General features: G+C 38.5%; 27 protein-coding genes and 1 pseudogene. 12 read left to right on the top strand and 16 right to left on the bottom strand.

Annotated elements, in window-relative coordinates:
* Window positions 1-365 precede the first annotated feature (365 nt).
* The 3 genes from serA to MSG95_RS09615 all read left to right on the top strand — a co-directional run bounded on the left by serA (window position 366) and on the right by MSG95_RS09615 (window position 3,534).
* Window positions 366-1,598 carry a phosphoglycerate dehydrogenase gene (gene serA / locus MSG95_RS09625; RefSeq protein ID WP_004705258.1) on the top strand — a complete coding sequence of 411 codons (1,233 nt, stop codon included), beginning with the start codon at window positions 366-368 and terminating at the stop codon, window positions 1,596-1,598.
* Window positions 1,599-1,696: 98 nt separating this feature from the next.
* Window positions 1,697-2,581, top strand: a complete 885-nt coding sequence (locus MSG95_RS09620; RefSeq protein ID WP_077164882.1) for an EamA family transporter — start codon at window positions 1,697-1,699, stop codon at window positions 2,579-2,581.
* An 89-nt stretch (window positions 2,582-2,670) separates the two neighbouring features.
* Complete coding sequence (locus MSG95_RS09615) at window positions 2,671-3,534, top strand: EamA family transporter (protein WP_039250541.1); 864 nt, start codon at window positions 2,671-2,673, stop codon at window positions 3,532-3,534.
* 11 nt (window positions 3,535-3,545) lie between these two features.
* On the opposite strand, the gene MSG95_RS09610 is transcribed toward MSG95_RS09615, so the two are convergent.
* The 3 genes from MSG95_RS09610 to truB form a co-directional block, all read right to left on the bottom strand.
* A complete protein-coding gene (locus tag MSG95_RS09610) occupies window positions 3,546-3,986 on the bottom strand; it encodes a hemerythrin domain-containing protein (RefSeq protein ID WP_077163624.1) in 441 nt (146 codons plus the stop codon).
* Between the two features lie 212 nt (window positions 3,987-4,198).
* Window positions 4,199-4,975, bottom strand: a complete 777-nt coding sequence (locus MSG95_RS09605) for a sulfite exporter TauE/SafE family protein (RefSeq protein ID WP_004705250.1) — start codon at window positions 4,973-4,975, stop codon at window positions 4,199-4,201.
* 19 nt (window positions 4,976-4,994) lie between these two features.
* Window positions 4,995-5,900, bottom strand: coding sequence for a tRNA pseudouridine(55) synthase TruB (gene truB, locus MSG95_RS09600; protein ID WP_077164871.1), 906 nt, complete (start codon window positions 5,898-5,900; stop codon window positions 4,995-4,997).
* Window positions 5,901-6,053: 153 nt separating this feature from the next.
* On the opposite strand from truB, the gene MSG95_RS09595 reads away from it, so the two are divergent.
* Together MSG95_RS09595 and MSG95_RS09590 are read left to right on the top strand one after the other, a co-directional pair.
* Window positions 6,054-7,088 carry a lipase secretion chaperone gene (locus MSG95_RS09595; RefSeq protein WP_077164870.1) on the top strand — a complete coding sequence of 345 codons (1,035 nt, stop codon included), beginning with the start codon at window positions 6,054-6,056 and terminating at the stop codon, window positions 7,086-7,088.
* Window positions 7,089-7,208: 120 nt separating this feature from the next.
* The gene (locus MSG95_RS09590) at window positions 7,209-8,150 is read left to right on the top strand and encodes a triacylglycerol lipase (RefSeq protein WP_324645031.1); all 942 of its coding nucleotides are present in this window, start codon (window positions 7,209-7,211) and stop codon (window positions 8,148-8,150) included.
* 52 nt (window positions 8,151-8,202) lie between these two features.
* Here MSG95_RS09590 and rplS read toward each other — a convergent pair whose 3' ends face one another.
* From rplS to ispH, 12 genes are all read right to left on the bottom strand, one after another.
* Window positions 8,203-8,571 (bottom strand): 50S ribosomal protein L19, encoded by a 369-nt coding sequence (rplS, locus tag MSG95_RS09585; RefSeq protein ID WP_002116654.1) that lies wholly within the window; start codon window positions 8,569-8,571, stop codon window positions 8,203-8,205.
* Between the two features lie 219 nt (window positions 8,572-8,790).
* Complete coding sequence (gene trmD, locus MSG95_RS09580) at window positions 8,791-9,546, bottom strand: tRNA (guanosine(37)-N1)-methyltransferase TrmD (protein ID WP_077164868.1); 756 nt, start codon at window positions 9,544-9,546, stop codon at window positions 8,791-8,793.
* Between the two features lie 45 nt (window positions 9,547-9,591).
* Complete coding sequence (rimM, locus tag MSG95_RS09575; RefSeq protein ID WP_077164867.1) at window positions 9,592-10,140, bottom strand: ribosome maturation factor RimM; 549 nt, start codon at window positions 10,138-10,140, stop codon at window positions 9,592-9,594.
* Between the two features lie 19 nt (window positions 10,141-10,159).
* Window positions 10,160-10,411, bottom strand: a complete 252-nt coding sequence (rpsP, locus tag MSG95_RS09570; RefSeq protein ID WP_000260334.1) for a 30S ribosomal protein S16 — start codon at window positions 10,409-10,411, stop codon at window positions 10,160-10,162.
* A gap of 147 nt (window positions 10,412-10,558) precedes the next feature.
* On the bottom strand, window positions 10,559-11,023 hold the full coding sequence (locus MSG95_RS09565) for a type IV pilin protein (RefSeq protein ID WP_077164866.1): 465 nt from the start codon (window positions 11,021-11,023) through the stop codon (window positions 10,559-10,561).
* On the bottom strand, window positions 11,017-11,493 hold the full coding sequence (locus MSG95_RS09560) for a type IV pilin protein (RefSeq protein WP_019457852.1): 477 nt from the start codon (window positions 11,491-11,493) through the stop codon (window positions 11,017-11,019). Before MSG95_RS09560 ends, MSG95_RS09565 begins: the two co-directional genes overlap by 7 nt.
* Before the next feature lie 13 nt (window positions 11,494-11,506).
* Window positions 11,507-15,184, bottom strand: a complete 3,678-nt coding sequence (locus MSG95_RS09555; protein WP_324624763.1) for a pilus assembly protein PilY — start codon at window positions 15,182-15,184, stop codon at window positions 11,507-11,509.
* Between the two features lie 15 nt (window positions 15,185-15,199).
* Window positions 15,200-15,982 (bottom strand): pilus assembly PilX family protein, encoded by a 783-nt coding sequence (locus tag MSG95_RS09550; RefSeq protein ID WP_077164864.1) that lies wholly within the window; start codon window positions 15,980-15,982, stop codon window positions 15,200-15,202.
* Complete coding sequence (locus MSG95_RS09545; protein ID WP_077164863.1) at window positions 15,979-17,016, bottom strand: PilW family protein; 1,038 nt, start codon at window positions 17,014-17,016, stop codon at window positions 15,979-15,981. Before MSG95_RS09545 ends, MSG95_RS09550 begins: the two co-directional genes overlap by 4 nt.
* Before the next feature lies 1 nt (window position 17,017).
* A complete protein-coding gene (gene pilV / locus MSG95_RS09540) occupies window positions 17,018-17,518 on the bottom strand; it encodes a type IV pilus modification protein PilV (RefSeq protein ID WP_081410218.1) in 501 nt (166 codons plus the stop codon).
* Window positions 17,515-17,964: a GspH/FimT family pseudopilin gene (locus tag MSG95_RS09535; RefSeq protein WP_077164861.1), complete on the bottom strand. Its 450-nt coding sequence runs from the start codon at window positions 17,962-17,964 to the stop codon at window positions 17,515-17,517. Before MSG95_RS09535 ends, pilV begins: the two co-directional genes overlap by 4 nt.
* Window positions 17,965-18,132: 168 nt before the next feature.
* Window positions 18,133-19,083 carry a 4-hydroxy-3-methylbut-2-enyl diphosphate reductase gene (gene ispH / locus MSG95_RS09530; RefSeq protein WP_077164860.1) on the bottom strand — a complete coding sequence of 317 codons (951 nt, stop codon included), beginning with the start codon at window positions 19,081-19,083 and terminating at the stop codon, window positions 18,133-18,135.
* 122 nt (window positions 19,084-19,205) lie between these two features.
* On the opposite strand from ispH, the gene gmk reads away from it, so the two are divergent.
* The 7 genes and pseudogenes from gmk (at window position 19,206) to bfr (ending at window position 24,115) form a co-directional block, all read left to right on the top strand.
* Window positions 19,206-19,835, top strand: a complete 630-nt coding sequence (gmk, locus tag MSG95_RS09525; RefSeq protein WP_151819360.1) for a guanylate kinase — start codon at window positions 19,206-19,208, stop codon at window positions 19,833-19,835.
* Window positions 19,836-19,907: 72 nt separating this feature from the next.
* On the top strand, window positions 19,908-20,186 hold the full coding sequence (rpoZ, locus tag MSG95_RS09520) for a DNA-directed RNA polymerase subunit omega (RefSeq protein WP_000135049.1): 279 nt from the start codon (window positions 19,908-19,910) through the stop codon (window positions 20,184-20,186).
* 38 nt (window positions 20,187-20,224) lie between these two features.
* A pseudogene (locus MSG95_RS09515) lies at window positions 20,225-20,355 on the top strand (hypothetical protein).
* Between the two features lie 39 nt (window positions 20,356-20,394).
* Complete coding sequence (locus MSG95_RS09510; protein ID WP_004705224.1) at window positions 20,395-22,500, top strand: RelA/SpoT family protein; 2,106 nt, start codon at window positions 20,395-20,397, stop codon at window positions 22,498-22,500.
* 121 nt (window positions 22,501-22,621) lie between these two features.
* Window positions 22,622-23,005 (top strand): RidA family protein, encoded by a 384-nt coding sequence (locus MSG95_RS09505; RefSeq protein WP_002051728.1) that lies wholly within the window; start codon window positions 22,622-22,624, stop codon window positions 23,003-23,005.
* A gap of 207 nt (window positions 23,006-23,212) precedes the next feature.
* Window positions 23,213-23,407 carry a bacterioferritin-associated ferredoxin gene (locus MSG95_RS09500; RefSeq protein WP_004705220.1) on the top strand — a complete coding sequence of 65 codons (195 nt, stop codon included), beginning with the start codon at window positions 23,213-23,215 and terminating at the stop codon, window positions 23,405-23,407.
* A 243-nt stretch (window positions 23,408-23,650) separates the two neighbouring features.
* Window positions 23,651-24,115, top strand: a complete 465-nt coding sequence (gene bfr / locus MSG95_RS09495) for a heteropolymeric bacterioferritin subunit Bfr (protein WP_000678123.1) — start codon at window positions 23,651-23,653, stop codon at window positions 24,113-24,115.
* A 42-nt stretch (window positions 24,116-24,157) separates the two neighbouring features.
* Here bfr and MSG95_RS09490 read toward each other — a convergent pair whose 3' ends face one another.
* Window positions 24,158-25,786 carry a PglL family O-oligosaccharyltransferase gene (locus tag MSG95_RS09490; protein WP_077164858.1) on the bottom strand — a complete coding sequence of 543 codons (1,629 nt, stop codon included), beginning with the start codon at window positions 25,784-25,786 and terminating at the stop codon, window positions 24,158-24,160.
* Between the last annotated feature and the right edge of the window lie 44 nt (window positions 25,787-25,830).

Here is a 25,830-nt window from a genome sequence, read left to right as displayed (position 1 = left end):
AGCAAGAAGTAAACTATGGTGGGACTATGACTTCATATTTTCAGGGTTCTCACCTGAGCAAAGCCATAATGTTCAAGGAACTCCTATATTCTACATGTAACCACACAAGCGATAAAGTTCAGAATAGAGATACTGTCACTACAAAACATGTTTAAAGCGAATAAATGCTTTTTTATAAAGCTTTTAGAGAAAAACAACTTTAAATAATATTCCAAGCATATTTTAAAATGTTCAACAAGCCATAAACGGAAGTGATTAGACATAGATAAAATTGCCATAAGGCAATGGTATAAACGAAATATCTATAGCGCTGCCCAGTATGTTATTATACCGCCACCAAATTTGGCCTTTGTAGCGGAGCCGTAATGAGCCAACATCTTTCACTACCTAAAGATAAAATCCGTTTCCTTTTGTTAGAAGGCGTTCACCAAAACGCAGTCGACACTTTAAACGCTGCGGGTTACACCAATATTGACTATCGTAAAACTGCTCTTGAAGGCGAAGCGCTTAAAGAAGCAATTAAAGATGCTCACTTTATTGGTATTCGTTCGCGTACCCAATTGACTGAAGAAGTTTTTGAAGCTGCAAATAAATTGATCGCAGTAGGTTGTTTCTGTATTGGAACAAACCAAGTTGATCTTAAAGCAGCAATGGCACGTGGTATTCCTGTATTCAACGCACCGTATTCAAATACGCGTTCGGTTGCAGAGCTTGTACTTGCTGAAACGATTCTTCTTCTTCGCCGTGTTCCTGAAAAATCGGCGGCTTGTCATCGTGGTGGTTGGGACAAGTCTGCTGTTGGTTCTTTTGAAACTCGTGGCAAAACTTTAGGTATTGTGGGTTACGGTTCCATTGGTTCTCAACTTTCAGTTCTTGCTGAAAGCATGGGTATGCATGTGATTTATTATGATGCAGTCACTAAGTTACCAATGGGTAATGCTCGCCAAGTTGGTTCTTTAGATGAGCTTTTAGCAACTGCGGACGTTGTAACGCTGCATGTACCAGATGTTCCATCTACACGTAACTTCTTCACTAAAGAACAATTTGCGAAAATGAAAGAAGGCGCGATCTTCTTAAATGCTGCACGTGGTACATGTGTAGTCATTGAAGATCTAGCTGATGCGATCAAATCTGGCCATATTGCTGGTGCAGCAGTTGACGTATTCCCTAAAGAACCAAAAGCAAATGGTGAAGAATTCCAATCTCCACTTCGCGGCTTAGACAACGTGATTTTAACGCCTCACGTTGGTGGTTCAACGATGGAAGCGCAAGCAAACATCGGTTTAGAAGTTGCTGAGAAATTTGTTGCTTACTCTGATAAAGGTATGACACTTTCTGCAGTAAACTTCCCAGAAATCGCGTTACCATTAACTGCTGGTCAACACCGTTTACTACACATCCACAAAAACGTACCGGGTGTATTGTCTAAAATCAACAACTTGTTTGCTGAACAAGGCATCAACATTTCTGGTCAATCACTTATGACTAAAGGTGACATCGGTTACCTTGTTATGGATGTTGACGCTTCTGCTTCTCACGAAGCTTTAGATATGTTGCATGAAGTTGAAGGTACAATCCGCGTGCGCGTATTGTTCTAATACGAACTGCAAATGCAAAAGCCACAGCAATGTCTGTGGCTTTTTTATGGGTATTTACATTATCATGTGAAAAGTATACCAATCGATCTAATAATAAAATGTCAATTTCAAGCCAGAAAACTCAGCTACACGCTTTGGGCTTTCTTATTCTTGCCATGTTAAGCGTTCAAAGTAGCGCATCCTTGGCTAAAGTCCTATTTCAAAACTTTCCCGTGCTTACTGTTTCCGCAATGCGATTATGTATTGGAGCATGTATTCTGGCTTTTATTTTTAAGATCTGGCTAATTAATTTTAGTCAGGTTCGATGGAAAGCAATTTTAAGCTATGGCTGTGCCCTTGCTGGTATGAATGCACTTTTTTATCTGTCTATTGAACGACTACCAATTGGTATTGCGGTTGCTTTTGAATTTATTGGCCCATTAAGCGTGGCTTTATATCATGCACGACAAAAATACGATTTTGTTTGGGTAAGTTTTGCGATTGTTGGTCTTATTTTATTATTCCCTTTTAATCAAGCACATGGCCTAGACTGGATTGGGGTTTTGTTTGCAATGAGTGCAGGTGCTTGTTGGGCACTCTATATTATTGCAGGACAAAAACCTTCTGGTATTTCAGGTAATCATACTGTGTGTTTAGGAATGTCTGTGGGTGCATGCATCTTATTACCCATTACCTTTTTTTCAAGCTCGATTGGTCAAGTGATAGAACTGCCTTATCTATTTTATTTTATTGGCTTAGCAATCTTAGCCAGTGCACTTCCCTTTTCCTTAGAAATGCTTGCATTACGCAATTTGACACCATTAAGTTTCGGAACACTGATGAGCTTAGAACCCGCAGTCGCAGCATTGTCTGGTTTCATATTCTTAGGTGAGTATTTGTTATGGAATCAATGGCTAGCTCTCGCCACCATTATTATCGCTTCTGTCGGCTGCACCATAACCACCCAAAAAGCCCGTCAGGAACGCGAAAAAATCGCAGTTTAGTTGGTTAAGAACTGCCAGCTAAAATGCAATGTTGGCTATAATTGGCCGCTATTAATTTTAAGTATCAAATGAAGCACTAAGGTATGTCCATGCAAAATCTTCCATTTATTGCTGTGCTATATATGATTTTGTCGATGGTTTCATATCAAATCAGCGCTTCATTTGCTAAGCAACTTATTGCAGCTTTAGATCCTCTGACAGTTACTATTTTAAGATTAAGTTTTGCGACTATTATTGTTGCAATCATGTTCCGTTCGTGGAAAATCTGGTCTCGTTTACCCTATCTAAAATGGCATGATTTATTAATGTATTGCGCATCTTTAGGGCTAATGAATATTTTATTTTATACGTCTTTAGGAAAACTACCTCAGGGGATCGCGGTAGGCTTAGAATTTATTGGACCATTAGGTCTTGCTCTACTTTCGATTAAGCGAAAGAGTGACTACATTTGGGTAGCATTTGCTATGTTAGGCATTGCGCTCATGGTGCCATGGCAAGACTCAACACAGCATCATTTTTCATATGTAGGTGCTGCTTGTGCACTGGGTGCAGGTCTATGTTGGGCCTTCTATATTTATTTTGGTCACAAGGTCGTGACTCAAAATATAGGAATGCATGCCTTAACAATTGCGATCGCGATATCTGCGCTTGCCTTATTACCAATTGGTATTTGGTATAATGGCCCAGCATTACTTGAAACACAGTATTGGGGTAAAGCCTTACTTATTGCGGTTTTAGCGACTGCTATTCCTTATGCACTCGACTTAATGGCTCTCAAACAACTTAATAAATTAACTTACGGCACCCTAACGAGTTTAGCACCAGCATTAGCAGCATTAACGGGCTTCTTATTACTTCATGAAGAAATCAGTATGCTGCAATGGGTGGCTTTAGCTTGCGTAATGCTCGCTTCAATTGGGGTTACTCTAAGAAGTACTAAAACAGCATCATAGATATAATCCTACTACTGTTTTTTATACTTCTTATATTCCTTTAAATATTGATTACCAAGTTTTTCTTTTTCACTATCTTTAAGAATTTTTCCAGCTTGCTGAAAAAATTTATGTTCTTCTTCTTTTAAATGATGATGAACTTTTTCACTTAACTGTTTCGCAGTTGCCAACCAGCTAGGACTACTCATATCGGTTTTTTCAAGTTGCTCAACTAACTCATCCATTTCATGATGTTCAGATAAAGCATGTCGGGTAATATCTAAACCAATATCATCAAACATTAAAGGAATATATAAGTAACGGTCTTCGGCAACCGAATGGGCATAAAGTTCATTTTTTAATGCATCAAATAATTCTTTTCGTTCTTCGGTTAAACCATGTGTTTGGACTAATTTTTCAGAAAGGTTGCGTTGATTTTCATGGCTTTCTCTTAATGCTTCGAAAATATTCATTCTCTTCCTCATTTTTAGCTAAAAAATCTTTTTTATTTCAATGATTATCATACGTTGAAATTTATATGGTTTCCGTAGCTTAAAATGAGACTATTTTTTACACAGTTTTCTTTCTAGTAAATTTCTGTAATGATTTTTATATTTATAATTTCAAATGATACATAAAAGTATGAACTGCTGTTTTAAAATCAGTTCATACTTTTCATACTATTTTAGCCAGTCACAAACATCTGATAACCCAAACGGCAAATTAAGATACTGACCAAAACTAAAAAGATAATACGCACAAAACCGCTACCGTATTTGAGTGCAGTCCGCACTCCAACAATAGAACCTAATACGTTGGCTGCCGCCATCATTAAACCAATATGCAAAATAGCGTGACCCGTAGGAATAAAAAAACTCAACGCTGCAAGATTGGTCATGAAATTACCAATTTTCGACAATGCCGAGGCATGCAAAAAATCGACTTGTAAAAAACGGATAAAGAAAAAGATAAAGAAACTACCGGTACCTGGTCCAAAAATACCGTCATAAAAACCGATTGCTAAACTACCAATACCCGCTAGAACAAGCATTTTCGTAGTAATTTTTTGCTCGGTATGAACTTGTCCAAAGTTCTTTTTAAGTAAAGTATAAATCGCAATTACGATCAACATTACAAACACAAATGGACGTAAAACCGATTGGGGAATAAGTGATAAACAGGCTGCTCCAGCAAATGAGCTAATGAGAGCACAAACAGCAATCACAGCAAGAAGCTTCCATTGCAGTTTCACTCGTTTTGCAAATGTATAAGCCGCCGATGCAGTACCAAAAATCGATGAAACTTTATTAGTACCAATCACCGTTGCAGTCTGCATGGTCGGGAAAGTGCTCATAATACCGGGAATCTGGATGAGTCCGCCGCCACCCACAGCAGCATCAATCGCTCCCGCAGTAAACGCAAAAAAGATCAAACTAAGGATAACATCCCATTCCATGCCCATGCTTTATACTCTACATCTACTACAAATTTAAGATACGCTTAGGTACCAACCGCTTTTTATCAGTAATTTCGGCTAACCCCAAACAGCGCTCACCCGAAAAAACCAAAACTTCTGCTTCCGCAGAATGATCAATATTGCTTTCTAAACCGTTGCAAAAATATTTTTCACGTCCCTCAGGAACTTGAATTTTCAAGAAATGGTCAACTGGTGCATAAACTGGTAATAACAATGCTTCTCTTTGCTCTTCGTTTAAGCTTTCCAAATATTCAATGGTATAACTTGGGATCAACTCAAAATGTCCTGTTTGAGTCCGATTCAGCATTGTTAAATGCCCGCCACAGCCAAGTGCTTCACCAATATCTTCACCGAGTACACGGATGTATGTCCCTTTAGAACAGGTTACATCCAGAGTGATACTATTTTCGGTAAACTCGACTAACTCTAGTGCATAAATCGTGACTGGACGCGCTTCACGTTCAATCTCAATACCTTTTCGCGCAAGTTCATATAAAGGCCTACCTTCTTTTTTCAAGGCAGAATACATTGGAGGAACTTGCTGAATATCGCCTCTGAATTTTTCTAGCGTTTGCTCAATAAGCTCTTCTGTAAGAACAGGAACAGGACGCTCTTGTAAAATATCGCCCTCTACATCACCGGTTGTTGTTGTTTGCCCCAAACGAATAGTGGTTTGGTATCGCTTTGTAGAATCTAGTAAATAATGTGAAAATTTAGTTGCCTCCCCTAAACAAACGGGAAGTAAACCTGTTGCTAATGGATCTAACGCACCAGTATGCCCTGCTTTTTGGGCACGGTATAACCAACGTACTTTTTGCAAAGCGGCGTTTGAACTTAGGCCTAATGGTTTGTTTAAAAGAAATACACCACTGATATGGCGACGAGAAATTTTTTGATTTTTTGTCGTCATTTTTACTGGGACACAAAGCTAGAGAAAAGTGCCGACATGTTAGCAAATTCGGCAAGATATTTTCAGAATATTTAGGTGCGTTTTCACTTATTTTATGGCACATTATTAATCGAGTAAAAAAACAACAAATTAAAACTTAAGGAATATATCTTTATGCAAAGGATGCAGAAAAAGATATTGTGGTGTGTGCTTGGATTTTTTATTTTGAGCCTCATTGCATGTGTATATTGGCTGAGCCCAGACTCAAAAAGCGCCTCACCTCAGCGTAATCAAGAGGAGGCAAAAAGCTTAGCGGCCACTTCTCAAACCACTTTAAATTCATCGTCAAATCAAAATATTTATTCAAGCAAAAGTCAGCAAGATACCCAAGTGAATTGCCAGCTAAAAGTTGATAGCAACCAACATTTAGTTGTGAATAGTCAGACACGCGACTGCTTTGAATATTTTATTACGCAGTATGGCGAAGGGAATTTACAACAAGTTAAAAATCATTTTGAGAAATTTATACAAGATCAGTATTTAGAACCAACTCGCTCACAAATCATTGATTTATGGAATCGTTATTTAAAATACCGTGAAGAACTTGCACACATTCAAACACCTCAATCTAAGCAACAAGATCAAAGTTATTTTCAGAAAATTTTTAATTCAATTCAAGATATCAGAAAGCGCTTCTTTTCAGCCTCCGAAATTGAAGGCCTATTTTCAACAGAAGACATTTATCAGAACTACACATTAGATCGTATGAAAATTCTGGAAGACTCATCTTTAAGTGAAATTGAAAAGGCTCAAAAGCTCAAAGAACGATTTGAACAACTACCAGTAGATTGGCAACAAAACCTGCAAGAGCTATCAAAACTTGATGATTTACATACGCTGACTAAACAAATTAAAGCCCGTAATGGCTCAGCAGAGGAACTGCGACAAATGCGTACAGCACTTGTTGGAGCTGAGGCAACACAAAGATTAGAAACTTTAGATACACAGCGTAATGCTTGGCAACAGCGAGTTACAGGCTACCTAAATCAACGTGATGAAGTGCTGAATAGTAGTATGAGTGATAGCGCAAAAAATCAAGCGATTCAACAACTACGCCAACAACAATTTAGCTCTTCACAGGAACAACTTCGTCTTCAAACTTTTGAAAAAGTCCATGACAAAGGAGGTGAACTACCATTTAACTACTAGGCTTTTCTATTCCAAAGTTAGCCAAGTCTTAATCCAGCAGCAAAAATAAAGCTGCTGCTCATACAAAATAAAAATAGTGAGTAAAAAATGAAAAGGAACTTAATATTTTTCTGTGCAGCAATGCTCTCAGGACTGAGCATTTCAGCAGCCCATGCTACAAATGCAGAGCAAGTAAAAGGCTCATTTGTCTACTCAAATTATGCCCAAACTAAGTACCCATTGGTTTTTAACCATGGTATGGCTGGTTTTAGCAGAGTTGGGACAGATACACTTGGTCTGGACTATTGGTATCAGATTCTTCCTGACCTTGCTCGTAATGGAGGAAATGTCTGGGCAACAAGGGTTTCACCGTTTAACTCAACCGAAGTTCGCGGAGAACAACTTGCCCAACAAGTAGAAGAAATTATTGCCATTACCGGAAAACCTAAAGTCAACTTGATTGGACATAGCCATGGGGGACCAACAATTCGCTATGTCGCTGGCATCATGCCAGAAAAAGTTGCCTCACTTACGACGATTGGAGCACCTAACAAAGGATCTCCAATGGCAGATGTCATATTGAACGTTGAGGGTACTCCTCTGTCAAAACTGGCAACACTAGTAAATTGGTTTTCAGCAGCAATTACTTGGGCAGAGGGCCTCGATCCAACAAGTTACCCCCATGACTCTTTAGCAGGTGCTCACAGCTTATCTACTCAAGGTTCTGCACAGTTTAATGCTCAATTCCCTATGGGTATGCCTACAACTTTTTGCGGCGAGGGTGCTTATCAAGAGAAAGGTATTTATATGTATTCGTTCTCAGGTAATAAAGCGCTGACCAATCTTTTAGATCCTTTTGATATTGCATTAACTGGTAGCAGTTTAGTTGTCGATCCATTAGGAGATAATGACGGTTTAGTTTCTAGATGTAGTGCCAAATTTGGTAAAACTATTCGTGATGACTACAACTGGAACCATTTAGATGAAGTAAACCAAGTGCTTGGTATACGCTCTATTTTTGCAGCCGATCCTGTCTCGGTTTACCGTCAACATGCCAACCGTTTAAAACTACAAGGACTATAATTTTTAAACAAAAAAATGCGCCTCTGGGCGCATTTTTTTACTCGGTATAAGCTTACGCTTTACGAGCTGGTAATTTTTCACGAATACGTGCAGCTTTACCAGACAAGTCACGGAGGTAGTAAAGTTTAGCACGACGAACGTCACCACGACGTTTCACTTCGATTTTAGCAACAACTGGTGAGTGAGTTTGGAATACACGCTCAACACCAACACCGCTAGAAATTTTACGTACTGTGAACGCAGAGTTCAAACCACGGTTTTTCTTAGCGATTACAACACCTTCAAATGCTTGAAGACGTTCACGATCACCCTCTTTTACTTTTACTTGGACAATAACAGTGTCACCTGGTGCAAAAGCAGGGATATCAGATTTTAACTGTGCATTTTCAACAGCTTGAACTAAAGGATGTTTACCACTCATTGTGGGAATCTCCAATATGTGCGGAGTCAGAAGAGGTCTGAGATTCCGCTGGGGATAGAGGCTAAAGCGCATATCAACCCGTTTATCTTTCCCTTTACGACAATATGTCTATAAAGAGCCTTTAAATATACATAAAACTATTCATGAAATAGACTTATGCTTTAACTCGAAGCAATGCTTCTCGTCCTGTTTTAGAACTTTCGTTCCTGAGAACAGCAATTAAAAATTACCACCATTCTCTTTTATATCTTTTAGCCATTTTTTTTGTTGCTTAGTCAACTCAACTTTTTCAGCCAACTCTGGTCGGCGTTCTAAAGTTCGTTGATATCGCTGCAAAAATCGCCATTTTTCAATATTAGCATGGTGCCCTGACTTTAAAATTTCAGGAACATCCAAACCTTCAAAATGGTCTGGCTTAGTGTATTGAGGACAATCTAAAAGACCATCTACAAAAGAATCCTGCATCGCTGATTGCTCATCTGACATTACATTCGGCAAACGGCGAATAATACTATCAAGCAACACCATGGCAGGTAGTTCACCGCCAGATAAAACATAATCTCCAATTGACCATTCCTGATCAACATAATGCTGGATCAAACGCTCATCGACACCTTCATAACGTCCACACAATACAATCAAGCCGTCATAATCGACAAACTTCTGTACTGCCTGTTCATTTAAAGTTTTGCCTTGTGGAGACATATACACCACAGGTACATGAACACACCCTGCTTGCGAAGCAAGTTGTTTGGCATGGTTAATTGCTTTTGCTAAAGGCTCAGCCATCATCACCATACCGGGACCACCACCAAATGGACGTTCGTCCACTCTTCGGTAACTCCCTTCAGCAAAATCACGTGGATTAATACAAGTTACTTGTACAATGTCACGCTTTGCTGCGCGCCCGCTAATCCCGTACGCTGTAATCGCTTCAAACATTTCAGGAAAAAGCGTAATGACTGCAAAAAACACCGCAGACTCCTCTATTTTCCTGCTGCGTTAATCCTTAAAGAAGGATTAATAATCTACGCCCCAATTGACGTAAATGCGACCAGCTTCAAGATCAACGCGTTGCACCACATCTTTATGCCAAGGAATCATGCGTTCTTCTGAATCAATGCTGTCTGGTGTAGCGCGTACAACCATTACATCATTAGCTCCAGTTTCAAATAACTCATGAATTTGCCCTAAGTTAACTTCCTGTTCTTCATCATTAAGCCCTAACACTGTTAAGCCTTTTAAATCTGACCAGTAATACTCATCTACATCTGCTTTTGGCAGTTGAGACTTAGCAATCCAGATATTAGCGCCAACCAAGTTTTCTGCTCCAGTGCGATCACTCACACCTTTCAAAGCAACTACTAAGCCTTTGCCATGTGGTTTCCAACGTTTTACATCTATTGTTTGCCAACCGGCCTTGGTCTCAATGTACCAAGGCAGGTAGTCAAACATGTTGCTCATAGGTTCTGTATTGGAATACACCCAGAGCCACCCATTCAATCCATAAGCTGAACGTAACTGTCCAATCTGAATACGATCTTCGGGAACATTCTGTGTTGGTGTCATGGGCTACCTACTACAATAATTATGCAGTAGCTTTTTTAGCTTGAGCAGCTAAAGAAGCAACACGTTCTGAAGGTTGAGCACCTTGAGAAACCCAGTGAGCAAAACGGTCTGCATCTAAACGAAGTTTTTCTGCTTGACCTTGTGCAGTCGGGTTAAAGAAACCGATACGCTCGATGAAACGACCATCACGTGCATTGCGGCTATCAGTCACAACGATTTGATAGAATGGACGTTTTTTTGCGCCGCCACGTGCTAAACGAATAACAACCATGATAAAAGCCTTATAATTCTTACGGATTATCCCTGCGCCGACCATCGGCAACACTTCAAACCCCTTTCATAGAGGGCGACATTCTACGTGATTTTCGCCCTGAAAGAAAGATTAAATTTTGAGTTATCCGCAGTTTTGAATTTTAATTTATTTGCCATCCCAATTCGATGTTGCAGAAGGAACGCAAGCCGTACCACTGTTAATATCAGTTCCCTTTGTCCAGCAACGCTCACCCCGATAATTTAAAACAATATGCCCATCACCAGACTGTGGAGTATTTGCAATCGGCGTCGCAGTCAGTACCCATGTTTCCGAATTTAAAGCCCCTGCCGTCATTGGACTCAAATTTACTTTATAAAGAGGTGTTCCTTGTAGAGGATAAGATGATCCGACACCCAAGTCTGAAGCGGTTGCTCCACTAACTCTTAAATTAGCTACTTTATAACGCTGGATCTGCATGGAAAGTTGCTGCAGCGTAGTTTGCATATCCACACGCTTAGTACGGCGACTATATTCTTGATAAGAGGGATAAGCTATCGCCACTATAATCGCAATAATCGCTACAACAATCATTAGCTCCATTAAGGTAAAGCCTTTTATTTTATTTACCACAGCTCAGCCCCAGTGCCACAAGTTATATAAGTAACATTGCTAGTTGCTTTATTCTTACAACGTAATCCGTTACTAGTAAACAAATAAGTAAAATTATTAGGATCGGAAGCCTCTGCTCTGATAACCCAGTTTTGCCCTAAAGCTGTAGGATCTGTTAAGGTTTTCGTTGTATCGTCACCATCTCGTACAGTTATTCGGTATTTAATAGCACTACCGGTTGCTCCAACAGGCAAAGTTACTGGGGCTGTAGCCCCTGTAGAAAAACCTATGTAATTAAAATTTCTAGATTTTTGACGAGCAAGTTGTACTGCTATTTGTTGCATTTGCTGCTGCGCACGTGAAGCATCCGCTCGTAGAACATAGGCTTGGTATGAAGGTATTGCAACTGCGGCAAAAATAGCAACAATCACAACTACAATCATTAGCTCAATAAGAGTAAAGCCTAAAGAATACGTGAAATTACGTTTCATCACTTATTCCTTTCTAACGGACATACCAACGCTGTGGTATTAAACACATCTTACTACTATTCGAGGCAATAATACCGCCAATAGTGGTAACACCACGATTACCCATATTTACACAATAGTTCTTATTATTAGTACTTCCATTACCACCGCCACCGCCGCTGCCGCCGCTGCCGCCACCATCGCCACCATCATCTACAACAGTAGTATCTTGAATACCTGCACCCTGTGAACAATCAGTACCAGGTGCACACTGAACACTATCATTATTAGCTGCTAGGGTCGATTTACTACATTGTCCAAAAGGCATACAAAACTGACTTAAAAAGCTTTCTCCTTTTACTCCTGCTCCACAATCTCCAGACATACCCGCTTTTCCACCATCAAAAGTAGAAACAAACATACGATGATTTAATACAATTGGTGTTGCAAACACTTTAGCATCTTGAATATTGGCGGACTTAAATCGATAGAACCATCCACGCGTAGCAGAAAGTAAAGCGACTGCACCATCATCATAAGTATTCCAGTTTGAATTAGTAATTTCCCCCATTTGATTCGTATTTGTGATTGGAGTTTGATATACGAAGTCAGCTTTATATAAATTTCTATCTGCCACATCTTTGTCATAAATATTATATACAGCATCATAATTATAACCTTGGCCCGATGCATATTGAGCTAAAGGTTTACTACGATTGCCACTACCAATAGAAACAACAGCGAATGTTGTACCATTGTAGTCATATACTGAGAATGCAGGCATTTCATAAAAACGTGGACTAGCCGCACCATTATTTAAATTCAATAACAATTTTGGTGGCTTAGCAAAACTTGAATTGGTTGCAGCAGTATTATCTAAGTCGATACGGAATAGTTGTCCACCTAAATCACCAAAATAAAGATGATCAATCAAACCATCACCATTTCGGTCTTCGGTACGAATTTCACTTACTACGCTATATTTTAAATTATCGGATTGAGTGTAGGCTTCAGCACCTTGAGCTGTAGTTGCTTTAGCACTAGCCCACCAAAGTAACTTACCGTTATCGGCATCAAACATATATACACCTGCCCCCTTACTAATGCTAGGGTTATAGGTATCACTCTCATAGCCTTCATCATAACCACCGCCAACAAACATCACCCGTTTACGTTGAGTAGTTTTACCATCACTTTTTTTCCAATTTACCCAACCAATACTTGGTTTAGACCAACTTTGACCCATATTGTCTAATGCGGCATAGGTATTGCTTGAACCGTTATAATAAGTTTTCTGTTCATCAGGAGATATTTGGAATAGTAACTTTGGATTAGTCATATCTTGCAAATTAAGCGCATAATAACTACGCCCACCCATTCGCAAGCCACCATATACGATCTGCTTACCTTCTTGAGAACCATAACCTTTACCGACAGTGAGCCCTTTTCGACTATTATCTAATACATACTGAGTATAACTAGCCCACGGCCCATCAATACCATAATATAATTGATCGACTCCTCCATTCATGGCATCGTTTTTCAGAAATGCTTCGGGTTGTTTTTCGACCATCTCATTTGGAACAAAGGTGAATACTTCTTTTCCGCCATTACTATCTACAGAACTACTATCATTCTTGCCAGCTTTGACTATATGTAAAAGCCCCTGTGTTGTACCAAATAAAACATAGTCTTCACGATTTTGAGTATCAATTACCCCATTTGTATATGTAATTTGACCACTATTGGTAATTAGTAGTGGTGAGGAATGCATTAACGCACCAATTTGTCTTAAAGCAGTAGACGGCGCGGCATTAAGAACTAAATGATCAGGATCCTTTGCTTGAGTCACAGTCATCGGATACCCAAGCAACGCCATCAAATAACCACGTTTTCCATCAGTTTGGTAAGTCGTATCTGTTAAATCAGACTTTTTAATTTGTCTTAGAGTTGTAGTTGTTGAACCGTCTGCTCCTCTATTCGTCAACAAATTACGATTTTCTTGTGTTGTTTGATTCATTGTTAAAAGCAACTGCGACCAAGCTCCTCCCTTTAGGGTGTAGCTATTACTTCCAGGTGTATTGGAGTCGGCATTATCATTTGTAGTATCACTATCGATATATGCCCAAAAATCACGATTTGGAAGTATTTGCCCCTTTGTAGCAGTTGCTGTACTAATTAAAGTAGTATTATCACGGTCTTTTAAAATCCCATTAACCACTGCATATTTTTTGAGATTACCTGCCCAAAGTTGATAGTTTTTATCTGGAGTCGGTTGGAACTGAGGAAAGTAAGCTTGCTTTTGTAATACCGCAGGGTTAAGACTATCTTTAGGAATTGTAGGTGATCCTGTAGTTACAGCCGGAATATCAGACCCTAGATCTCCTAGAAATGCATTTACACTACTTACAACATCTTGAGAGCTTGAACCAGAATACCAACCACCACTTGCATTAACACCCCATTTTGCAGCTTCTTTTTGATTTGCTGATGCATTAGAGTTGTCAATATTTGCTAAGTTGTCTGCTACAGACAACGATCTATTAAAAGATGGAATAATATTAAAATCACTTCCAAACCCAACAACAGCAGTCTTAATTTTTAAGCCAACAGGGTTACTACCATTGTTTAGTAAAAATTGTGAAAACTGTTGAATACAATTCCAACCTGTATCGCTATCTGTACAAGCAAATGTTTTACCGCTTAAAGCTTTCTTCATTAATCCTGATGCAGAAGTATTACTATTTGGCTCTCCATCAGTTAAAACATAAATACCTTGACCACTACATTGCGTAGTTGTCCCTGTCATTTGTTTAGTAATGCTATCGGGACGTACATAGTTTCCTCCACTGGTTGCACCTGTACCAGCATAGTTGAAACCACTATTAGTTACTCCTTGAGTGGTGGTACCCATTAAGGAGGCAGCTGCCTCTGCATAAGCATTAGCTGTCGGAGTACCGCCTCTAGCACCAAGTTTTGCAATTTCTTCTATTAATATTCTTCTTTGAGTTTTACCATTTACGACGGCATCCAGACGTCGGGCAGGAATACGAACTTGACCAGTTAAATTGTCTGCAGCAGTCGGCTCACCAGCAGTATTAAATTGTGTTGGACGGGAGAAAGTCGTCAGACCAATTAATTTATCATCAGAAACAGGTAAGATTCCTTTACTAGTATTACCGTTAAGTAGATCAATCATGCCATCTTTTACACGAGTAATACGGTCAGGATATTGAGTATTAGGACCAGCCTTATAGTAATAAGTACTATAGTTTGCAGACATTGAGGTCAAACCACTAGTAGAAGGTGCACTCTTTAACTTAGTTGTACAATCACTTTGCGAACTCGAATTACCACAGCTATACCAAGATGACCCATACTTCATATAATAATAAGTGGGAGCAGTTGCAGTGCAATAATAGCGCTTATATTCGGCGACACCATTACTAGACAACACATTACTATAACCAGTTTGCAATACATTACTCGGGATATCACATGCACTAGCATCATTTTGGAGCTGCGGATATCCCATAGAACCCGATATATCTAATACAAACATTAAAGTAATATCACCAGCTTTTGCTTTTTGATAAATATCAATATCACTGGCCTGACTTACACTGCTCGCTACTAACCCAGTACATAAAGCGGCTACTGCACTTGTTAGAAGTTTTGGATGATATGAAAACTTTAAGTCTTTCTTATCCATTATTATTTTCCCCAATTAGTTAAAATCTTGTGCAATAGTGTATTCAGTGACGTTCGTAGTGAATGGGACATTTAAGCTGGTTAAGCACTCTGCCACTGACTTTAAAGGATTGTCTAAGTCGGATTTATTAGTAACATCTGGTGCTGCCGTTCCATCTGGGAGTGTCACTTCACTCATGTGTTGTTGTAGACACTTGTTAATATCAGCACGATTAACGCTACTCAAACCTGGCATCAATGACACAGCAAATACTTTGACTCGTTTCGCCTCTTGGACTTGCCCTTCTTTTTCATCAAGGCCACGAGTTCGAGCATAAAAAGGGTCATCTTCCCCGACAGTGGAGAATTTGACTGCAACCTGAGTCATGACTGCCTTACGACCACTGGTAAACCAGTTATTGGTTGTATCAACTGCATCACAATAACCATCTGTACCTAAAGCATTATTAGTAGGTGCACTATTTCCATCCACCCATTGCATTAAACTTGCACGACCAATATTAAAAAAGTCGCTTTGATCTCCGCGATAACAAAAGACCAATTCTTTATTTTTGTCATTTGCATTGCTGATATAACCAAATAAACCTGTCGCACTTAAGCTTTGAATTAGATTAGTTGGATTCTCTATCTGAAAAAAAGAAGCATCCGAATTTTGTAATATCAATTGTTGAACTTGACTATTTGTTGCTATATTTAGATTAATCAAGCCTTTACGAATTGCTATTGTACCAATAACCATAATTGCAACTAAAAAAATGAGTACAACAATTAACGCTGAACCACTCTGCTTCAGTTTCATTCACCACGCTCCCCGATTACATTACGTAAAGCGATGGTTTGTGATATCACTTGCCGCACATATTTTTTTGTAGAATTTGTAGGCTTTTTAACTGTAATCGTTTGATCCAATACTGAAAATTGTTGATCATCTTTAATTGCTACTTCTGCACCGACTGGTTGCAATGAACGAGTTAATAATCCAATTTGTACCGAAACAATACGTGGACGAGGAGCTGTTAAACTCAAATAATCATGTATTGAAATATAACGTCGCCCTGAACTCCCCTGAACATTCAGTAAAACTCGGAAATAATCTACGCGTTTCATTATAATTTCACCCGCATCCCCATAACGCGTGATAGCAGTTGGATTACCCGTTAATGGGTAATAACCGGCATCACAAGCTAGTGCTAAGGGTTGATTGGGTTCATCAGTAGTGTTATTAGCATCTTTACGTAGAAAATATCGTTCAACTATAACTTGGCGTCCACTTGCAAGCGGAAAATTCAAATTGTTTCCTTCGCAATCGGTACCACCTATATATTCATCGTCAGCTTGAGTTGCTGTACCTTTTGTATCAATTGTATATTGCGGCACATATTGAATAACGAGCTGGTCACTGGCAATATCACTTCCATTACTTTGGACGTTTGATGCTCCAGTCCAAGTATTACCACTACCAACACTATCGCCTTGACTACGCGAAAGTAAATTAGTACTGGCTGTTACACCAACAATGGTTTTATAAAGATTACTAAGAGGCTCATTAGCAGCATCTTTAGCTGAGTTAACTGCAGAGGTTAAGACGATACCGCCGTACGCAGTTTGATCATCAATAACTGCTTTAGGATTATTTAAATTCGCAAGGCGAATATCTTGGGTTAAATAGTTAAGCCCAAAATTAGCATTATCCTGTACATCGGAAACACCTATCTGCATTGATAAACTTTTTTGACTAGTCAAAAATAATAATATTGCAGCCGCTGTAATTATCAGACCTAAAGCTAACGAAAGTATAAGCTCGATTAATGTAAAGCCCTGATTTTTTTTCATTTTAATAGGCCTCCATAATCACACACGTTGAATTATTGTTATATGAAGTATCTTGAGTACAATCTCCTACACCAGTGCCATTGGTTGCACTAGTATCTCCCCATGCAATATAAATACATTGACGATTGTTAGTTTGGGGACAGGCAATCATATTCATAGTCATACCAAAAGAAGATGCATTTTTTACAACCTGAGCAACATCAAAATCAGCTAGCTCTGTATCAGTACAATTGTTTTGAAAGCAATTTTTAGCGTAGTCTGTTTGTTTACTGGCATCTTGAAGTTGCTGGTTATATACAGTTAAAGAATTACGATTAACTCTCATGCGCTCGGCAAGATCGCGCGCCAATGTAATTGCTTGTACCCGCGATGTACTTTCTGCACTTGCCTCTAACGCTCTATACTGCAGAGCAATAAAGCCTAAAATACCAATTGCCAAAATCAGCAAAGCAACTAGAATTTCAATCATCCCCATACCACGCTGGTGTCCAAGGCTCTTCATGAACATGTCCCCATTGTGATTGACTGAATTGACCCCATTCTTGAAACATTAATAATTTTTGATTTATTACCAGATGCCGTATTACAAATTTCAAAAGTTGTATCTCCGGTTGCATCTTTTACCAAACCGGACATTAAAAATACTATAGAAGTATTAGATCCTGTTTTTAATTGAGCTTTTCCGCTTGGTAACCAATTAATTTGATTATCACTATCTGCAACATACGTAGCATTTAATTGCACTTTTACTTGTCTACGCTCGACTATAGCTTTCATACGTGCCTGATTTATACTTGAAACTAGATCTTCTGAACTTCTATTCAAATTTTGATTATTCAACATATTCCCAAACATTGGTTCAGCCATCACAGCAATAATTGCCATAACCACAATTGTTACCATGAGCTCAATTAAGGTGAACCCTTCTTGCGGAATAATTCCCCTCATCCCCATAACCCCAAATAAACTTAAATTTTTTTATTTCTATATAAATTTTACGTTTTAGTTTTACAAAACGAATACAAACCAGATAAAGGGTATAAAAAAACAGATAACTGTCATATCACAATTATCTGTTTAACTATTTTAAAATCAGTATGTTAAATAAGTCACACTTTAGGCTTGCGTTACATGAATACGTAACTCTTTTGGAAGACTAAAAGTAATATTTTCTTCACGTCCTTCTAACTCTTTAGGTGCCTGAGCACCCCAGTCTTGTAAACGTTGAATGACTTGCTTAATTAAAATTTCTGGAGCTGAGGCACCGGCTGTTACACCAATTTTACAAGTTTCATTGAACCATGATTGTTCAAGCTGATCAGCATTATCAACAAGATAGGCAGCTTTCCCCATACGTTCAGCAAGTTCACGTAAACGGTTCGAATTTGATGAATTAGGTGAACCAACTACCAATACGACATCACATTTTTCAGCTAAGTCACGTACCGCATCTTGTCTGTTTTGAGTTGCATAACAAATATCATCTTTTCGTGGCCCTTGAATATTTGGGAATTTCGCACGCAATGCATCAATCACTTTCGCTGTATCATCAATAGATAAAGTCGTTTGTGTAACAAATGCAAGTTTATTTGGATATCTTACCTGAAGTGCTTCTACATCAGCCTCATCTTCTACCAGATAAATATCCCCACCTTTTAATTTGTCATATTGCCCCATCGTACCTTCAACTTCCGGGTGCCCTTCATGACCAATTAAAATTGCTTCCGTTCCTTCACGAGCATATTTGGTTACCTCAATATGCACTTTAGTAACTAAAGGACAAGTTGCATCAAATACTTTTAAACCTCGACGCTCTGCTTCTTGTTGGACTGCTTTTGAAACACCGTGTGCACTGAAAATTACAATTGAGTCATCTGGCACTTGGTCCAGCTCATCAACGAAAACTGCCCCTCTCTGACGCAAGTCATCTACCACAAATTTATTGTGTACAACTTCATGACGTACATAAATAGGAGGATTAAAACATTCCAAAGCCCGATTGACGATTGCTATGGCTCGATCAACACCGGCACAAAAACCACGCGGATTAGCTAACACAATTTCCATAACAGCCTCAAAATTAATAAAACAGGGGAACTTCTCTTAAATATTTGCAGTTAAAACTATTCAGTTTAAACGCACGGTACACTACAATAGCGAAGATATTTTATCATATCAGGAAAAATATCATGTCGGGTCTATTGTTTGTCGTTTCTGCTGCATCAGGAACGGGCAAAACATCTTTGGTGAAAGCCCTACTTGACCGTGTAAGCAATTTACATGTTTCAGTTTCGCATACTACCCGAGGTCAACGACCAGGTGAATTAGATGGTGTTCACTACCACTTCACAACAAAAGATGACTTTTTAAACCAAGTTAATCAAGATGGATTTATTGAATACGCTGAAGTATTTGGTAACTACTATGGCACTTCGCAAGCAACCGTAAAACAACAGTTAGCTCAAGGACATGATGTCTTGCTTGAAATTGATTGGCAAGGCGCAGAGCAAGTACGTAAGCTGTTTCCTGAATCTAAACAAATCTTTATTTTACCACCTACTCAATTTGACTTGCGTCAGCGTTTATCTAATCGCGGTACAGATTCAGTTGAAGTGATCGAACATCGTTTAAGCTGTGCTGTTGAAGATATGCAGCATTATACGAACTTTGACTACATCATTATCAATGATGATTTTAATAAAGCCTTACATGAGCTTGAAGCTGTGATTACAGCGAACCGTTTGGTGCTATCTCAGCAAGCAAAAAGACACCAAGCATTAATCCAAGACTTGATTACTCCTCAACCAAAACAGGAATAACTTGAGTCTAGAACGAAAGCCTTTTATACTATTTAGTCTGTTCAAATTTACCATTCCAGAACGAGAACTTTTATGGCACGCGTCACCGTTGAAGATTGTTTAGATCATGTAGACAACCGTTTTGAGCTTGTGCTCGTTGCAAGTAAACGTGCTCGTCAATTGGCACGTCAAGGCATGGAGCCAACTGTAGAATGGGATAACGACAAACCGACAGTTGTTGCTTTACGTGAAATCGCTGTAGGTCACGTAACGAAAGAAATTCTTAAACAACGTGAGCAAGATTATCAAACTTCGAGTCTTGATCTTGCCCTTTCTACAAACAGCTTGAATTTAGAAGGTTTTTCTTTCTAATTACTCCTGTTTCTATAAAAAACCATCGTTTCTTTGCGATGGTTTTTTATTTGGCTTCTTCATATTTAAAACATATTGGCAAAAACAATTATTTTCATTGAAAAAAAAATACACTTTTTCAACCGAAAAAATTGACAAGTTCCGCAATATGCTTTTCATTAAGAAGTAGATAGATTTAGTTTTTTAAGCAACAGAAAAAGGGTGGTCTATGCCAGGCGAAGAGGTCAGCCAAGCCAAGCAACAGCTCAAATTAATTATCGAACCTTACTTATCCGTAAGTGAAGTCGAGAAAGTGCTTGCTGCCTGTGATTTTGGAGATCTGGCACACACTGGTATTACACGTAAAAGTGGTGAACCCTATATTCTACATCCTATTGCTGTTAGCTGTATTTTAGCTAATATGCGATTGGACGCTGAAACTTTAATGGCAGCCCTTTTACATGATGTCATTGAAGATACTCAATATACCAAAGAAGATATTACTGAGCGATTTGGCCAAACTGTTGCAGAGCTAGTTGATGGCGTGACCAAGCTAAGCCAATCAAGTGATAAAGAATACAACAAAGCTGCGTCTTTCAGAAAAATTCTACAAGCCACACTGCAGGATCCGCGCGTCATTATTATTAAACTAGCCGATCGCTATCATAATATGACAACCTTAGGTGCTTTGCGTCCCGATAAACGTGCTCGTATCGCGCAAGAAACTTTTGATATTTTTGTACCTATGGCAAGATTAGTCGGCATGAATGAAATGGCTGATAATCTTGAAAATTTATGTTATCAAAATCTTGATTTAGATATGTTTGATAACGTCCAGAATGCATTACTCCAAACCAAACCCGAACGATGTAAATACCAAAGTATTTGGGAACAAAATCTAGCAGAGCTTCTGCACAACTACCATATTCAAGGCCGTATTAAAAAGAAAAATAATAATATTGAACTATTACGCCATTTCGTCAAAAGCGAGATGGATTTACAAGAGCTTACCCATAGTCATGCCTTTGAAATTGTTTTACAGTCAGTTGCCGACTGTGACCGTTTATTTGCAGCATTAAAAGAAAATTTTCAAGTTATCGAATACCAAGACCATATTCGACGCCCATTACCTGGCGGCAATCAATCTTTATTGATCAAGCTTAAAGGCGAAAAAACTACACTATCACTCACCATTCAAACTGAACTCATGCGTAAAGCTGCCCGTTTTGGTGTGGTACTCGGTGAAAATGCTCCACAAACTTGCCGGTCTGCCATTCAGGCATCAATGCAGAACTTAAATACACTCATTGATGGTGAATGTGCTAAAACAACTTTTAATGATTTATTAGATTACTTACATCAAGAAAAAATTTGGGTTTACACCCCACATGGGCAACTACACGAATTACCACAAGGCGCAACGGTAGTTGACTTTGCTTATTCAGCAAGCCTTTTCTTGGGTAACCATGCAGTAGGTGCAAAAGTTGATGGTGAAATTAAACCACTTTCAACTCCCCTAGTCAGTGGACAGGTAATTGAAATCATTACTGATGTTTTAGCAACTCCAAATCCGGACTGGTTAAGCTTCATTAATACTCAAAAAGCCCGCCGTGCGTTACAACATGTACTCAAAGATCAAGATATTGAAGAACAACGTTTAGTGGGTGCACAGGCACTTTCACGAGCATTAAAACTCTTTAACCGTTCAATCAATGATCTTTCAGAAGCAGATTGGCTAGATCTTTTACAATGGCGTCATATTGATAATAAAGATGCATTATTCGAGCAAATCGCAGTTGGAGACTTACTTCCTCAACTCGTAGCCAATCATTTGTTTGCAAACGACAAACATCCACAAGTAGAAAATTCAGACCGATTAATTCAGGGTACTGAAGGCATCGATGTTAAATATGCTCACTGCTGCAATCCAGTTTTAGGCGATCTCATTCAAGGTCATTTAACACGCCGTGGATTGATTGTGCACCGAATTCGTTGTCATAATTTACTTCACGAACAGCATTTACACCCAGAAAATATCATGCCGCTTCAATGGAAAGCAGATGATGTAGATGATGTACGCTTTACTGCCTACCTTGCAATTTATATGGCCATGAATGATGAGCAGGTATCAGACCTTATCTATCAATGCCGTAAAAATAATGCAGGGGTAGAAATGGTACATTCCAACGAGCAACGAACTTTCTTCAATATTGTAGTGAACAATCGTAAGCATATTGCAAAGGTTATTCGTGATTTACGCATGCACTACGGATTCCCACGTATTGAACGCTTAGATGCCCCAGCTCCGCAGGCGGAAATTTCCAAAGTTAGCTAAAATTTGTTCTGCTTTACTAAAATCTAACTTTCCAAAATCACTTAATTAATTAAATCGATGATACTTTTGTCAAAACGTATCATCGATTATGATGGAAAAAGATTTAATCAAGGAGAACCAAATGTCCCGTCAAGTCATTCATACTGAAAATGCCCCTGCTGCTATCGGCACATATTCTCAAGCCATTTTAGTAGGCAACACTCTATATCTATCAGGGCAAATTGGTTTAGATCCATACAGTATGGAACTCGTCGACGGTATTGAAGCTCAAATCCGCCGTGTATTTGATAACCTCAAAGCAGTTTGTGAAGCCGCAGGTGGCTCACTTGCAGATATTGCAAAACTCAATATTTTTCTCACTGATTTATCTAACTTCCAACTTGTAAACCAAATCATGGGTGAATATTTTGCTCAGCCATATCCAGCTCGTGCTGCACTTGGGGTAGCAAGTTTACCCAAAGGTGCATTAGTTGAAATGGATGGAATTGTTATTATTAATCAATAAGATAAAAATTAATTCTTAAATATTTAGTGAAAAACGTAAATACCACCGTGCTTAAAAATCTAGACAACTCTCAGATTTCCGCTTAGGTGGTATTTTTTTATCCAAAATCCCAATAAAGATAAATGAGATTTTAAATGAATTTCATTGACAAACGATAATAATTATCAATAATATCAATTATCGCATTTATATTTGGGGATCACTCCCATGTACGTTTGCTTGTGTCGTGGCATTACAGATCAAGATATTAAAGACGCTATTGAAAATGGCGCTGAAAGCTATCGTGAAATTCGCGATTTGCTTGATCTTGGTACTTGTTGCGGACGCTGTGCACCAGAAGCACGTGCTATTATTAGTGATGAATTAGCTGAAATTGCTGCACGCATTTCGGTAGCTGCATAATAAAAATTAGTATTTAACAGTTAATTATTGACTCCTCCACCGCTTTTTGCGGAACATTCATTGTTCCTCATTCAAGCGGTTTTTTTGGAAGGAAATTCACCTTTACCAATATTGTGTTGTTTTTGATTGCGATTTTCATTTGCTGTTCTATAAATTACTCGCCATCTCCATGATTGTTCACTAAAATGAACTCATAGATTGCCTTAATTGGATTAAGGCAGAAATTGTTTTGGAGTAGCTACAATGAAAGGCAATCGTGATGTGATCAATCAGCTTAACCAAGTGCTGTATCATCATTTAACTGCAATTAACCAATACTTTTTACACTCTCGCATGTTTAATGACTGGGGAATTGAACAACTCGGTTCTGCTGAATATAAAGAATCAATTCGTCAAATGAAGCATGCTGACAAAATTATTGAGCGTATCTTATTTTTAGAAGGCCTTCCAAATCTTCAACATCTAGGTAAATTATATATTGGTCAACATACAGAAGAAGTTCTGCAATGTGATATTCGCAAAGTGAAAGAAAACATTGAAGCTATTCAAAAAGCAGTCGCTTTAGCTGAAACAGAACAAGATTATGTAACGCGTGATTTAGTACAAGAAATTCTAGAAAAAGAAGAAGAGTATTGGGATTGGTTAGACACTCAAATTGACCTTATCGGTAGCGTTGGTATCGAAAATTATATCCAGAGCCAAATGTAATCTTGCATAAAAGAATCCCCTTGTAGTGCAAGGGGATTCTTTTTATTTATCTTTTAATAATTCCGAAAGTGTTGTGTGCTGCCCATAAAGGTGCTGCAAAATAAATATTTGTTGCTCTGCTTGATCTACTTTTCCATTGTAAGCAAGTAACTGAGCATATTTACGCAAATTATATGGAGTTGCTTTGTTCTTCACAAAATTTCCCCATTGAACTAATTCTGCTTCAGATAAAGTTACATTAGGATTAAGTGCAATCCACTTTAAACGTTGATCAAATTGAGTTAAAACAAAAATTCGATCGCTTCCCATAAACTCAGCATTTGGCTGCTTATTTTTAAACAGTAAATTACTATTCATGACATATACGTTGTAATCACGCCAAATTGCGATTATAAGCATCAAGCTTATGACCCATACTAAACGCAGAAGGTGTTTACTTAGTACAACGCCTTTCAATATCGGAGACTGGGCTTGAATTAGCCCCAATAAAAAACCACATGTCAGCAAGAAATAAGCATAACGCTGCGGAAACTCTAACATCGCATGAATAAGTACTGTACAGACCATCATAAACGCGATAATTGAGATCGTTTCTTTCGCTTGTTGATTTAACCAAAACAACCAACAAACAAACAAAGCAATCATTACTGTAGCAATTGGAATACCATTCCAAATAATGAGATCTAGCAACACATTATGAGCGCTTGTCGTCCACTCCGTCGTTGGGAAAAGAGCATAAGCAGACATTTGAGCAACACTGGTTTGATTCCATCCATATCCCAACCAAGGATGTTGCTGTACAGCGATTAACATTTGCATCCAAATATTAAAACGCAAATAACCAGAGCTTGCCCGTTCAGCCAAGCTACTCGTCTGAGTTATATCTGTATGCATCCATATTTCAATTAAACTTGTAATAAACGGTAAAACCAAACCAGCCATCAAGAAAAAGCCAGCACACCAAAGTAGGCCTTGAAATAGCCCAAACCGCTTAGGTTTGTTAAATTGCTTAATAGCCCAATAGATAAGTAAAAATGGCAAAACAATCCAAGAGGTTCGTGATTGACTCAGAACAACTGAAAATAAAATAATTAGTGCTGATGGCAAGAGCAACCAAACTGAAGCCTTGTTCTTTTCATATAAATATAAGCATCCTAAGAGTCCCATAATGAGAAAGGTTGCCATATTATTGGGTTGACCAAAGTTACCGTAAGGTCTATTACCAATCAAATGCAACATATGAGCAAAATTTGTATCAATATTTAACCACTGACAAATTGCAATAACGCTTGTTACAACCGAAACAATAACAATAAGTAAACTAAAACCTGTAAAAATTTGACCTCGCTGCTGTTGATCTAATGATAGGTTATAACCCGCCACCACCATAAACCAGAAGCCTAACAAGTAAAGTGAACTTAATAAAGCTGTACTAAAATCAAATACTAAACCAAAGCCCCACTGCACCACTGGAATTAAAATAAATGGTAACAATAATAATTGTGCACGCGGAATTTTAATATTTTGGTGAAAAAGCGCAGCTAAGACACTTAAACCTGCTACAAAAGTACTTATCTCACTAGAGAACATCACCCAAGGAATATAGTGAAATGGCGATAGCCACGCAAAACCCAACAGAATTGCTGCGAGGAATAGAAAGAATAGTTGCATAAAGACAGATTAGAGGCCAAAAACTTGAGATGAATTATACATGG

Source organism: Acinetobacter sp. IK23 (genome assembly GCF_035615275.1).
Classification (GTDB): domain Bacteria; phylum Pseudomonadota; class Gammaproteobacteria; order Pseudomonadales; family Moraxellaceae; genus Acinetobacter; species Acinetobacter seifertii.
Note: the sequence above shows the minus strand (reverse complement) of the source record. Positions and strands in the feature narration are given on the sequence as shown.